General features: G+C 56.9%; 12 protein-coding genes and 1 pseudogene. 8 read left to right on the forward strand and 5 right to left on the reverse strand.

Features of this window, described 5'->3' with window-relative positions; translation table 11 throughout:
* Positions 1-62 precede the first annotated feature (62 nt).
* The 4 genes and pseudogenes from MKI86_RS23925 to MKI86_RS19895 all read left to right on the forward strand — a co-directional run.
* The gene (locus MKI86_RS23925; protein ID WP_370880035.1) at positions 63-452 is read left to right on the forward strand and encodes a transposase; all 390 of its coding nucleotides are present in this window, start codon (positions 63-65) and stop codon (positions 450-452) included.
* Complete coding sequence (tnpB, locus tag MKI86_RS19885) at positions 449-796, forward strand: IS66 family insertion sequence element accessory protein TnpB (protein ID WP_241604585.1); 348 nt, start codon at positions 449-451, stop codon at positions 794-796. The genes MKI86_RS23925 and tnpB overlap by 4 nt, the downstream gene beginning before the upstream one ends.
* A gap of 66 nt (positions 797-862) precedes the next feature.
* The gene (gene tnpC / locus MKI86_RS19890; RefSeq protein WP_241604587.1) at positions 863-1,720 is read left to right on the forward strand and encodes an IS66 family transposase; all 858 of its coding nucleotides are present in this window, start codon (positions 863-865) and stop codon (positions 1,718-1,720) included.
* A 28-nt stretch (positions 1,721-1,748) separates the two neighbouring features.
* Positions 1,749-2,104, forward strand: a pseudogene (locus MKI86_RS19895) (transposase); the annotation flags it as partial.
* 49 nt (positions 2,105-2,153) lie between these two features.
* On the opposite strand, the gene MKI86_RS19900 reads toward MKI86_RS19895, so the two are convergent.
* From MKI86_RS19900 to MKI86_RS19920, 5 genes are all read right to left on the reverse strand, one after another.
* Positions 2,154-3,707 carry an ISL3 family transposase gene (locus MKI86_RS19900; RefSeq protein ID WP_241604589.1) on the reverse strand — a complete coding sequence of 518 codons (1,554 nt, stop codon included), beginning with the start codon at positions 3,705-3,707 and terminating at the stop codon, positions 2,154-2,156.
* Between the two features lie 441 nt (positions 3,708-4,148).
* Positions 4,149-5,291, reverse strand: a complete 1,143-nt coding sequence (locus MKI86_RS19905) for a glycosyltransferase (protein WP_241604591.1) — start codon at positions 5,289-5,291, stop codon at positions 4,149-4,151.
* 73 nt (positions 5,292-5,364) lie between these two features.
* Positions 5,365-6,792: a mannose-1-phosphate guanylyltransferase/mannose-6-phosphate isomerase gene (locus MKI86_RS19910; RefSeq protein WP_241604593.1), complete on the reverse strand. Its 1,428-nt coding sequence runs from the start codon at positions 6,790-6,792 to the stop codon at positions 5,365-5,367.
* A gap of 63 nt (positions 6,793-6,855) precedes the next feature.
* Complete coding sequence (locus MKI86_RS19915) at positions 6,856-8,274, reverse strand: phosphomannomutase (RefSeq protein ID WP_241604595.1); 1,419 nt, start codon at positions 8,272-8,274, stop codon at positions 6,856-6,858.
* 425 nt (positions 8,275-8,699) lie between these two features.
* Complete coding sequence (locus MKI86_RS19920) at positions 8,700-9,914, reverse strand: P-loop NTPase family protein (RefSeq protein WP_241604598.1); 1,215 nt, start codon at positions 9,912-9,914, stop codon at positions 8,700-8,702.
* A gap of 334 nt (positions 9,915-10,248) precedes the next feature.
* Here MKI86_RS19920 and MKI86_RS19925 point away from each other — a divergent pair, with 334 nt between their 5' ends.
* From MKI86_RS19925 to MKI86_RS19940, 4 genes are all read left to right on the forward strand, one after another.
* Positions 10,249-10,674 (forward strand): hypothetical protein, encoded by a 426-nt coding sequence (locus MKI86_RS19925; RefSeq protein ID WP_241604600.1) that lies wholly within the window; start codon positions 10,249-10,251, stop codon positions 10,672-10,674.
* Positions 10,675-11,560: 886 nt separating this feature from the next.
* On the forward strand, positions 11,561-11,884 hold the full coding sequence (locus MKI86_RS19930; protein ID WP_241604602.1) for a DUF2293 domain-containing protein: 324 nt from the start codon (positions 11,561-11,563) through the stop codon (positions 11,882-11,884).
* The gene (locus tag MKI86_RS19935) at positions 11,877-12,155 is read left to right on the forward strand and encodes a hypothetical protein (protein ID WP_241604604.1); all 279 of its coding nucleotides are present in this window, start codon (positions 11,877-11,879) and stop codon (positions 12,153-12,155) included. Before MKI86_RS19930 ends, MKI86_RS19935 begins: the two co-directional genes overlap by 8 nt.
* 111 nt (positions 12,156-12,266) lie before the next feature.
* A complete protein-coding gene (locus MKI86_RS19940) occupies positions 12,267-12,653 on the forward strand; it encodes a hypothetical protein (RefSeq protein WP_241604606.1) in 387 nt (128 codons plus the stop codon).
* Positions 12,654-12,710: the final 57 nt, after the last annotated feature.

The following is a 12,710-nucleotide window of genomic DNA, read 5'->3' on the forward strand; positions in this document are numbered from 1 at the left end:
ACCTGAAGTTACGTCACTAATTCCGTCATTAGAGACGTCATCAGGGATGAGCTATGGGCCGCATGGAGATTTTGACAGGCGTCGAGCGTCGGCGTGATTGGTCCGACGACGAGAAGCTTTCGATACTGCAAGAGGCGGCGAACCCGGATGCCAGGATCGCCGACGTCGCTCGACGACACGATATCAAACCCAGCAGATTTAGACCTAGCGACGGAAGTTTGCTGCGGATCAGGCTGGGCCAGTGGTTTCTTTCCTGCCGGTCGCATTCATCGCGACGCCATCGAGCGACGAGGCTGAGCGTCCGGCACCCGTGGACAAAGCCTACCACAAAGCGCTCGGCACGGCCCACACGGATCGAGATCGGCTGCAAGGGCGGTCGCGTCTTGAAGGTGGAAGCCAACATTGAGCCTGATGTCCTGAAGGCACTGATCTGCTCGGTTGAAGACGCATGATCGCGCCAGGCGCAAATGTGCGCGTCTATCTCGCCTGCGGTGAGACGGACATGCGCAAAGGGATCGACGGCCTGATGTCATTGGTGCAATCGTCGCTCCGCCAGAAGCCTGCGTCGGGTTCGGTTTTCGCGTTTCGAGGCCGCCGTAGTGATCGCATCAAGCTGCTGTTTTGGGATGGCCAGGGATTTTTCCGCTACTACAAGGTGCTGGAGAAAGGCCGCTTTCCCTGGCCATCTGCGACCGACGGCACGGCCCGGCCGACAACAGCGCGGTTGTCGATGTTGTGGGAAGGTATCGACTGGCGGCGACCCGCCTGGACCTCTGCGTCGACACGAGTTGCGTAGAGTAGAGGCCAATCTTTACAGACAGATAGGTGGTATTCTGACGCCAAATCGGGTATAGATTTTGGCATGGAAGAAGGCCATTCGAACCTGCCGAATGACGTCGATGCATTGCGAGCCATTATCGCTGCGCAGGCAGATCCACTGGCTGAACAGGCTCGAAAGCTTCAATCCCGCGACACCCTGATCGACAAGTTGAAGGCGCAGCTTGCTGTTCTCAAGCGGGCACGGTTCGGCTCGTCGTCCGAGAAGATGGACCGCGCCGTCGAGCAGCTCGAACTGGCGCTGGAAGACATCGAGACTGCGGAAGCCATGGCCATGGCCCCGGCATCATCGTCGATTACCGGTCCGGCAAAAGCCAAGCCGAGCCGCCAGCCATTGCCCGATCATCTGCCACGCCATGACGTGACGCACCAGGCAACTTGCGCATGCCCGGTCTGTGGCGGCTCCGACTTCATCCGTTCAGGCGAGACCGTCAGCGAGGTTCTCGACTACGTGCCGGCCTCGTTCCGTGTCGTGCGCCATATCCAGCCGCGCTTCACCTGCAAGGGCTGCGATAGGCAAGTCCGGGCCGAGATGCCGTCGCTGCCCATCGAACGAGGCAAGCCGGGACCGGGTCTGGTCGCCCACGTGCTAATCGCCAAATATTGCGATCACCTGCCTCTCTATCGCCAATCCGAGATTTACGCGTGGGAAGGCGTCGATCTTTCCCGCTCGACCATGGCCGACTGGATCGGCAAGGCCAGCACATTGCTGGAACCGCTGCTGGCGAAGCTTCGAGACCATGTGTTCGCTGGCCATCGACTTCACGGTGATGACACGCCCGTTCCAGTTCTGGAGCCAGGCAAGGGCAAGACTAGGACCGGGCGGTTGTGTGCTCTGATCCCCAAAAACTGGACCGTTCATAACTGGAGTTTTCCGCGGTAATTTCCCGGCTGGGAAAAGGAGCGGAAGCATGAAGGCATCGAAGTTTTCGGACGCCCAGAAGGCGTTCATTTTGAAGCAGGGTGACGATGGTGTGCCGGTGGCAGAGATCTGCCGGAAGGCAGGGATCAGCTAGGCGACGTATTTCAATTGGCGCAAGAAGTATGCGGGCCTGCTACCCGACGAGATGCGCCGATTGAAGGTACTGGAAGATGAGAATTCCAGGCTCAAGAAGATCGTCGCCGATCTGGCCCTCGACCGTGAGATGCTCCAGGACGTCATCCGCCGAAAGCTCTGAGGCCTGTCCGGAAGCGCAAGCTGATCGACGGAATGCTGGTGGATTGGGGCATATCGATCCGACGGGCCTGCAAGGTCCTAAAGTTCGATGTCAATCGGCTCGGAATTTTGGCTCTGACGCAGATTTGGTGCAATTCCCTCACGTCGCCCCGATCAGGCGGGCTTGAAGCAGATCAAGCTTTCCGCGACCGTACATCTGGCGCCTCACCAGCTTGAGCTTGGTGATCTGCCCCTCAGTTTGTCCGTTCGACCACGGTGAGACGATCGCTGCTCTGACTGCCTGTATGTCTTTCGCGACGCCATTGGCAAAGGAGGCAACCAGACTTTCGCGAGCGCGATCGATCCACGGCGCGAGTTCGTTTTCCGCCTTGCGCCGGATCATGCGATGGAAGTCGGCGATGATGTCGCGAGCTTTAATCAGCAAGGGAACACCGCCTTCTATTGCAGCGATGGTGACGGTCTCGGATTTCGTCGGATTGTCTCTGTTGGTTGTCAAAAGGCGGGCAATCGTTCGGGCGGAGGGAATGCGGTTCAACGTTTCCGCATCTGCCTTGTCGGCCCGCTTCCGTCGTGTTGCCCATTCACTCACGACCCGGCGCGAACCACGAAAGCCCTGTATTCTCAATCGCCGCCACAGCTCAGTAGCGTTCCGCTTGCCAGCAGCCCATTGCGCGTCGAGCCATCCGAGATAGTTCTCCAACGAACTTTCTCTTGACCGAAAGACGTCGTTGCGTTGTCCCCTGAGCACTTGGCGGACCAAGCCACGGCTATGCCCGGTACGGCGCACGATTTCCTTTATCGTAGCACCGTCCTTTGCGAACGCCATGATGACCGCGTTGGTCTGTTCGCGCCGGAGATAGCCTTGATATTGAAGGCGTTCGGCCGCGGTCAGTAGCTTGGGATTGACTCGCGTTGCACCGAGTGTCTTGCGGATTTGCCGCATCGATTTGCGGACAGCGTCCAGGAACGCACGACTGGCATTTTCCATCAGATGCCATCGATCAGCGACCTGTACTGCATCGGGCAACGCCTTTGCCGCCGCCAGCCCGTAAGCGCCGCCGCGGTCACGAGCAATAATCTGGATTTGGGGATTTCCCCGCAACCAGGCCTCTGCCGTCGCTGGCTCACGGTCCGGTAGTAGACGGATCGGTCGCCGACGCTCCAGGTCACATACGATCGTGCCATAGCGATGATTGCGCTGCCAGGCCCAGTCATCGATGCCGATCACTGACGGTGGGATCGATGGCGGTGACCCTTGCCTGCGGATGACGCGGAGCAAGGTGTCGTTGCTGACGGGAAGCATGAGCCGCTGTGCAAAACGCGCCGCCGGGCGTCCTCCAAGCGCGAGGGCCAGATGGTGGACGAGATGCTCGAGACGCCCGGTTCGTCTGGCGTAAGGAGGCAGCACATCGCCGAACCGCTCGGCGAATATCTGCCTGCCGCAGAGCACCGCGTCACAGGTGAACCTCCGCGTGCGGACGAGAAGCCTGACGCGCCTTCCTGACAGAGGGAGGTCGGCCACCTGGCGGCAATAGCGACTTCGAACCGTTCGTGACATTCGTCCGCATGCCGGACATGACGCGGTAGCGCCGGCACGGGAAAGCAAGATGCAGGTCTCATCGTCAATGTGGGTGATGCGTTCGGCGACGAAACCAGCCGGTACCAAATCAGAGGGGCGAAAGTTGGTGCTCATCAGGCTGATTCCTTTGGAAACCAGCAACGCAGCATCGTCACAACTGCATCAAAACTGAGTCAGAGCCAAAATTGGACGCCGATCACCCCGCCGGAGGGGTCAATATTCTACGCCGAAACACAGGCAATTGTTCGAGGATGGCGACTATGAACAGGTTCCACAGTGGGGCATCTGTATTGTTCTGACCGGCCAGATACTGCGACAGCAATCGCGCCGGCCGCACTGCTTTAACGTTGAATGCAGCGGGGATCAGATCAGAAAGTCGAAATCGGCTCTGCATGGCCCTGATTCTCCAGAGAAAACCACGCCAATTGAATCCTAGTATCATCGAGCTTGAGCCAGAGCTAACATTCCGCGCAAGATAGACAATCATCGATTGTCTATCTTGCGCGCCTCTACTCCAATGTCCACGCTGTCGCTGCTATATAACCGCGAGGAAAATCACAAATCTGCCAAAGTAGTGCTAGACGCCCCGTGCTCGACTAAAGTCCGATAGCGGGCTGCATACAGACCGGACATTTTGCTCGCACGCAGTCTCTGAGAGTACCAGCGCTTTGAATTTAGGCTATAGAAACTCTGTAATGCGGTGTCGGTTGAGATATTTTTCATGGCGGTCGCCAAAGCTGCCGGGTTGTTCGGTGCCACAATTATCCCAGTCTCTCCGTCCTTGTTAACAAAACTCGTCCCTGTCCCAATCTCGCAACTAATCATCGGCTTTCCAAACATTGCAGCCTCTACCAGCGACAGCCCATAGGCTTCCGACCTGAGTTGTGACGGGAACACGAACGCCGTGCAAAGCTCCAGCAAGGCCGCTTTGTCGAGGTCATTGACGGCGCCGAGGAACTTCACATTGGTCAGGCCAGCACTTACGGCTTGCGCCCTCAACTCCCCTTCCATTGGCCCCTTCCCCGCGATTAGGATGCCTGCATCCACGTTCTTTGCCGCTTCGATCAACGTATGTAGACCCTTGTAGTACCGCAGCACGCCGACAAATAGGAAGAAACGCTTGGGTAAGCGGGCCGCCCAACTATTCTTTAGTATCCGAGACGCGCGCGGATAGTCTGCTTCATCTAAGCCGATCGGGATAATTTCCGTCTTGTCACGGTATCGCTGCAGCACTTTGCTGCTTTCGAGATAATTCGGCGAGGTCGCAACAATTCGCGTAACGCTTGATAGAAAGCGGTGCATCAATGGCTTGTAGAGCTGCAGCAGCAGCTTTTGCTTCACTATGTCGGAATGATACGTGACGACCGTTGGCTTTCCTGGCGGATGCATAAGATGCAACAGATCCATGAACGGCCAAGGAAAATGGTAGTGAACTACATCGGCTTTGGCGCTGAGGTCCTTAAATTTCGAGAAGGCGTCGCACGAAAAGCCAGTGGAGGCGAATTCAAGATTGAGCTTTGCCTTATATGCCATGTGACCGTCGAATTCGACAGTATTGGTAACCGGATCGCGGCTGAGCGACAGCACGTCGGACTCGATGCCGTACGCCAATGCCCCCTTCGCGATGGCATGGATAGTTCGTTCAACACCGCCGAACGAATCCGGATAATAGGTCTTGAAGACATGAAGAACGCGCATTTCAAGCCTCTCGAATTCAAACGGGTATAGCGCCATCGCCCTAGATGATGGCGCTATACCCCAGAGTTGGCGATTAGCCGCGTCCGAACTCATCGGAAACACGGACGATATCGTCCTCACCGAGATAAGAGCCGGTCTGCACCTCGATCATCTCCAGCATGATCTTGCCGGGGTTATAGAGCCTGTGCAGATCGCCTTGGGGAATGTAGACGGATTCGTTTTCGCGCACGAACATGACCTTGTCGCCAACAGTGACTTCCGCCGTGCCCTTGACGCAGATCCAGTGCTCCGAGCGGTGGAAATGCTTCTGCAGCGAGAGCTTCTTCCCCGGCAGAACGAACAGGCGCTTCACCTGGAAGCGATCGCCGTTCAACAGCGAGGTGTAACCACCCCAAGGACGATAGGAGGTCGGGTGGGTCTCTGTCAGGCTCGAAGTTTCCTTCGACTTAGCGAGGTACTTGACCAGTTTACCGACTTCCTGTGCCTCATCGAGACGGCCAACATAGACGGCGTCCTCGCTAGCGACGACAGCGACATCCTTCAGGCCCTGGACGGCAAGATGGGAGGCACGCGATAGGACGAGCGAGTTCTCCGTGTTCATGACAGTGGCATGACCGATAACGACATTGCCGTTGTCATCTTTCTCACCAAGCTTCCATACCGCATCCCAGCTGCCAAGATCCGACCATGCGAAAGCCGAGGTAACGACCGCGGCATTCGATGTCTTTTCCATCACCGCATAATCGATGGAGATATCGGGACTCGCCTGGAAACTCTCCTCGTCGAGGCGAACGAAATCGAGATCCACTGCCGCCTTCGCGACGGCAACCCCCGCCGCGTCGTGTACGGCGGGCGCGAAGGCTTCCAGTTCGCTCAGAAGCAAATCGGTCCGGCACATGAAAATACCAGAGTTCCAGAAGAACCCGCCGGCTGCCAGCATTTCTTCGGCAACAGCCAGTTGCGGCTTTTCGACGAAACGCTTGACCTGGTGTGCACCAGTGGAAAGCGGTTCGCCCTGCTCAATATAGCCGTAGCCGGTGGCCGGCTCGGTCGGCTTGATACCGAAGGTAACGATCTTGCCGGATGCGGCTGTCTGGCGGGCCAGCGCGATCGCCTCATTCCAGTCCTTGCGGGGATCGATCTCGTGGTCGGAAGCAAGAAGATGGAGGATGGCATCATCCCCGAACTTCGCCTTCAAATGGAATGCGGCAGCCGCAATGGCAGCTGCCGTATTGCGTGCCACAGGTTCCAGGATGATTGCGGAAAGATCGACACCGACTTCGCGGGCCTGCTCAGCCACCGTGAAGCGAAAATCCTGATTGGTGATGACGACCGGCGCCTCGTAGACAGATGCGTCTGCCACACGTTCCAGCGTTTCCTGAAACAGAGTCTTTTCATCTACCACCTGGATGAACTGTTTCGGCGCATTCGACCGAGACAGCGGCCAAAGGCGCGTACCCTTGCCACCGGCCATAATGACGGGGATGATTTTCTGGCTCATAAAAGTCTCCGAGGGTCAGATGGCTCGCGGTTGTAGGGTTTCGGTCTCTAATAGGCAATCAAGCTACTGCGTGATAGCCCAATTGCGAACAAGAGAAAGACCTTTGTCGAGAAGCGCGGAGGCAGATGAGTCATCCTTGGCTTCGACGTAGCAGCGCATTTCCGGCGCGTTGCCGGAGGGGCGCAGATGGACAATCGATTGATCGGCGAAAGTGACACGCAGGCCATCTATGTCACTGACGGATTCGACATCACCGAGCGTCGCAAGGAACGTGGACAGATTTTCGGGAGACGACCGCAGATACGCCATCAGCGCCGAACTGGTCTCGACAGCGAAGTTCTCAAGCCGATCCGCAGTTGCCACCGGTAGCCGAAAACTGGCGGCGACTTCCGAAAGCGGTTTGCCTTGCTGCCTGGTCAAAAACAGCGTCGCCAGAATGGGCAGGAAACTATCACGGGTGGGAAGGCCGGTGAGCGTTTTATTTGCGACAACAAAATCCGATTGTGTCAGCACGCCACCGTTTGCTTCAAAGCCCATAACCGCTGCCTCTCCGGCGGCCCTTGCCCGGTCCATGCCTTCGATGACGAAGGGCGAGCCAACTCTGGTGCGAGTAACACGGTAGCTCCCAGCCCTCTCGATGCCGGAATTAGACGTCACCGGTGTGACGACGACCTCGGCATCGAGGAAACGTGCAACGATGAGGCCCAGCAGATCGCCCCTCAGCGGCGTGCCCGCTTCATCGGCCACCAGCGGCCGATCTCCATCTCCGTCGGCGGAAACGATGGCGTCCAAGTCATGCTCCATCGCCCATGCACGTAGAAATTCGATCGTTTGCGACGACACGGCTTCTGTATCGACGGGAATGAAGAGGTCAGACCGTCCAAGTGGCACCACCTCGGCACCATATCCTGCAACGACATCAACAAGACCGTCGCGGGCTACGGTGCTGTGCTGGTAGACGCCGATCTTCAGGCCAGAAAGAGCTGCGGATGGCAAAACCGCGCCATTGCGCGACAGGAAAAGCTCGAGAGCCTCGCGTTCCTCGTTCGGCGCGATGCCGGGTGTTAGATCGACGATCTTGTCGTTCATCTCAGCGGCGATACGGGTGATTTCAATTTCATCCGCCTTATCGATCTCGCCATCCGGCCGATAGAACTTAATACCATTGCGATCGGCCGGAATATGCGAGCCGGTAACCATCAGCGAGGCGCAGCCATTCGACATGGCATGGAGCGCCAGCGCCGGCGTCGGGATCGCGCCACAATTGATAGGTTTGAGGCCGGCGCGAGCGAGCGCTCCGATGCATGTAGCAGCAATGTCGGGGCTGGAGGGTCGATAGTCTCCGGCAACGAAGATGCGATCCCCGGATCTCGCCAATCCAGTGCCCAGCAGATGGCTTGCAAAGGCGGTGGCATAAAGAGCCGATGCGTGGCCCTGAAGGTCCGCCACAAGGCCGCGAAGTCCACTGGTACCGAATTTCATCAGAATTCCTAAAATTGAGCCGCTTTGTGCTTCTTCCGGTAATGCCTGGCACGCGCGTGTCAATACATTCACGAGTGATAGTGGCACTTTTCCGAACTGCGAAGGCGGATAAAGGCGTGCCTCATAGCCAGCTACTCGCCACTTGCCAGCACTATACTAGCTGATCAGCGCAACAGAGCCACGATTGCCGAACCTGCGCCCTGCCATTGCAAGCGGCGACGAGAGATGCTCGTGGGCCGCCCGAGCTTCTGGATGTGATCGTCTATCGGCACATCTCTCTGCTGATCATGGCATATTTTTCCCGAATTTCCCCGCGACGTTGGCCGCTTTCTTTACCGAGAAATTATCATACTGCGGCGTCAGGCGCCCACCCTATCGTCAGCACCTAATAACTTGCTATCCATCAGCACCACTACACACACCCCTCACACCCCCATCTCCTTCCTCACCCTCCTCTGAAGCCCAGCCAGCGCCCGCTCGACCATCCTCGTCAGCTCTTCGTACGCGACCATCGTTCCATACGCGCCCGCGCCTGCTCTCATCTTAGCCGGCACCTTGCTTCCGTTTCTCCCGTGCCACCTTCTGATGTTTGGCATTTCCAGCGCTCGCAGCTCTTCTCTCGCGTCTTCGCGAATCTGGAGCCCGAGCACACCTGCGTTCAAGAACCTTTCCTTCCGGTATTCCTCGACCTTCCGTCGAACCGCCGAGGAGCCGGGTCGATCAACCCTTGGCCGCACGATCGCGAAAGTCGGCTTCATGAACTGGAAGAAGCCTTTCTGCAGCCGCGTGAATCTCAATGTCTCAAGATCGCTGAATCGTTCCAGCCCTATTTCCCGGCAGCCCTCTTCGCCCAAAGCCACCTCGATCCGGACTCGCTTCTTGTCATCCGGCAGCTCATCCCGAGTGCCTGCAGCCTTGTTTTGCTTGTCGAGCACCTTGTTCTGAATGCGCCAGAAGGCTCGCGGGTCGTCGCGTTCGCCGACATAGTACGTCGAACCGTAGAGAGCCTGACGATCCATTCCAGGCGTCATGCGACCTCCGATGTCAAGGCCGCTATCGTTATCGTTACGGCTTATCGCGTAGTCCGTTCTCTTCATAAGCCCGGGCATGAACCGCGGCCATGTCCTGTTGTTCTTCAAGACACGGGTTGTTGGAAAGAAGTGCCGCACCAACACACCGTGCATACGTGCTCGCGCTTCCTCGCTTGGCCTGACCGGGTAGAAATCGATGCTGATCTCGATAGCAGTCACGATCGGAGAGGTGGCAAAGCCATGCTTGTCTTCGATCTCTTTCAGAACCTTGCGGACCAACGTGAAGTTCGGCTCCTGAAAGCGGACGAAAAAGACCGATGCGGCGCCACCTGGTCCCTCATCGAACGGAACGACGTGCTCTCTACGGCCGGTAAGTTTCTCGATGTGCTTGTTTACCCACCAGAATTGACTCGGGCGGTTGAGCTCGATGCGGACATCGATCCAGTCTGGCACAGCGCGGCACTGGTAAGCTCCAAGATCGATCAGAGGGGTAAGCGCCGTCCGATTGACCAGGCGCGCCTGTGAGCTCCTAAGCGCCTTCTCGACATATGTGAGAAGCACCGGATCCTTGTTGCCTTTTTCCCGATAAAGGGTGACCTCGTGTGTCAACGTCGTTCCTCGCAATCCATCAGTGCTGTCGTTGACGTCGTTAGGCTGATTCCAGTTTCGAAGACAAAGCGGAGGAGCCTCCCGGCTCTACTGCGGGCAGGCATCAAGCGTCCTTGCCTCTTGATGGCAAAAAATTTGGACTTTCGATGCAGTTGCTCAGGCGGACCGCTATAAGTGGAGGCACAAGAAAATGGAGGTCGAGATGAAGAAGCGGAAAGCGACCGCGATGCAGCACGTCAACGGGGCAATGTCAGCCAGGAACATGCAAGCCTGGCCGTGTGAACGAGGCTCCCGGCACGGTGCCGGGCCTTAGTATTCGACAAGGATTTTCAACATGTCCGAACTTCTCGTTCCCACCATGAATTGCGCCTGCTTCATTCTTCCCTACCCGGAAGAGGTCGCAAAGAAGACGGGCTCTGCGGGGATGGTCTACTCTATTAGGGAACTCTATCTGCTTCTCGCTCGTCAGGTCGATGACAGCGATCCTCCGGAAGCTGCGGCGCTCCGGGAGATCGCTGACCACTATCCGGATGTTAACAGGGGAGAAATCGTTGAGCGCGACAGCCGCGGTAACCGCGTCCACGAGGAGGACGACTGGGACGAGCTGACCGACGAACAGAAGATCCATCGTGGCAACGTCAACGCCGCTATCGCAGTCGTCGACCGTATCCGCTACCAGCTCGAGAACGCAGCCTTCGACTATGAGATGGCAGATGACGTGACTCGCGTGCGGCGTGAACTCTCGGCAATTGCCGTCTGATAAAGATCCAGACCTGGCCGGCCCCCCTGCCGGCCAGGTTTATGAGGAGGCTCGGCGTAAAATTTTCAGTTCTCAGGAAAAGGCCTCGAGGTTTCAAGGCTCCTCTGAAACGAGCCGCTCGTAGCGGCCCGAAATCATCCTTCCGCAGAAATCACCTGGCATCCGGCATTGGCAAAATGGTGTGGCAAGCAATAGCTACATACAGACAGCCTCGTCAGGCGCGTATCTGCAAATATGTTTCCGACCCGGCCTGGCCGAGCTTTGGAGCCGCGAGGGCATGCGGGCGATCGAGATCGCGTTCTATTGATGACGGACTATCCGCTGTACGCAGATAATAATCATGCTCTTGTGAGCCTGCGGCGGGTTCTTGTCCATGAGTAAAATTTCCCAACCTTTACATTTCAAGGAAAAATTGAAATTCCGGCATTTTTGTCAATTTAATGTAAAGCTATGTCAAGGTTAACGCGAGAAACGCAGGTCTGCACGACGGCAGACCTTTACATCCACCCTGCACAAAAAAGCTGTTTTTCGTCGTTTCCATCCTCAACCTTGACAAAGGTAAAGGTTCATTGACGGGAATATAAACGTTATGACTCAACGCAAGTTGCGAGAGATTGCCGAAGCGCGGCATGGGAGGATAGGTCGCCCGCATTTCGCCAGCACTAAAGGCATCCCTATCACAAAGCCTCCCCCTTCTACGACTTCGCGAGTCCGAGCTTCATCACTACTCGTTTCTAACCAAGCCCTTCCACTTAAACTAAAATCAAAATTTTCTGACCACAACCACAGAATACTGTTGATAACCAACAAGAAGTAAGCGGCTGCTTATTTTACTCTGAAAAACTACTCCTCTTAAAAAGAGAGCTCCCAATTGATGGAGCCTCACATGACCAAGTTCTCATGCACTAGTGTCGAGCGGCACATTCGACAACATCATCCGGGCTGCCCCGATTTCGCTGTCTCATATTTCGCCCAAAAGATCGCTGACCGAGATTGGCGGAACGCGTCACTTGGCATGGTGGTCGGCATCACGATGCAGACCTTTCTCAGACACGAGATGACAGATTACGACGCATTGCTTCTGTCCGGCATGGACCGCCGGGAGGCTCGCCGTCGGGTTCAGCCACGGGTCAATGCGATGATTCGGAGCTGGAGCAAGAAGCCGAAGGCGTCCAAACAGCAGGGACTCAGAAGGATGGCTAATGTCTAGGGTCGAAGCGAGGATAGCATTAGCCCGGCTGATCGAGGATCGGATTGAGGAACTGGGCGTTGATAGATCCGAATTCATGAGGGCGACCGGTTTTACGAAGACTTCGGCATTCACCAGCTATCTACGGGGTTATTCCAATCTGCCTCTTTGGCAGGTTTTCGACGTTGCGGAGGTCCTCGAGCTCGACGAGCGAGAAGTCCTCTTGATGTGCCTTGCCCAGTTTCACGGCGATCTCGTCATGGAGCTGATCAAGCGGCACATCACTCTCTGATCGCGATGTCTCAATCAGAAGGGTTCTTGCCCCAGGCCAGCGGGAGCTCAGCGACCCCATGCTTCTCACGCTATAAATCAGTTATCGCATGAAACTGCTGGAGCAATATCAATGACTGACAGTACCACCACGCTGATTGGTTTCCTCAAGATGCACCTTGTGGAGTTGCAGGCACCTGCGCACGAAGAAGGCGTTCTGGGGGACCGCATCTTCCAGATGGTCATGGGCGGTTACGCGAAGCTCCCGCTTGATCGTGTCGAGGAGGTTGCCACGGCTCTGGGTTGCGACGCGAGGCAACTCTTCCGCCTGGCCGCGCGCCAGTTTTACGACGAGAAGGCAATTTGCCTCTTCGAGCGCATGCTTGGCACGCCCATGACGAATGCGGAGCAAGATTGGCTCCATGAGATTCGCTCGGCAGCCGATGGCGCCGTGGCGGAGCCGAGCCGAGTGGCTAAGCGTCTCCTACGGGCATTGATCAGGCCCCGGCACTCGGCATAGCCTCTTCCAACTTAGTTGGGCCAGACGGCCGATCTCCGGGATCGCTACGTTCCCCCT

The organism is Shinella sedimenti (genome assembly GCF_022601905.1).
Classification (GTDB): Bacteria; Pseudomonadota; Alphaproteobacteria; order Rhizobiales; family Rhizobiaceae; genus Shinella; species Shinella sedimenti.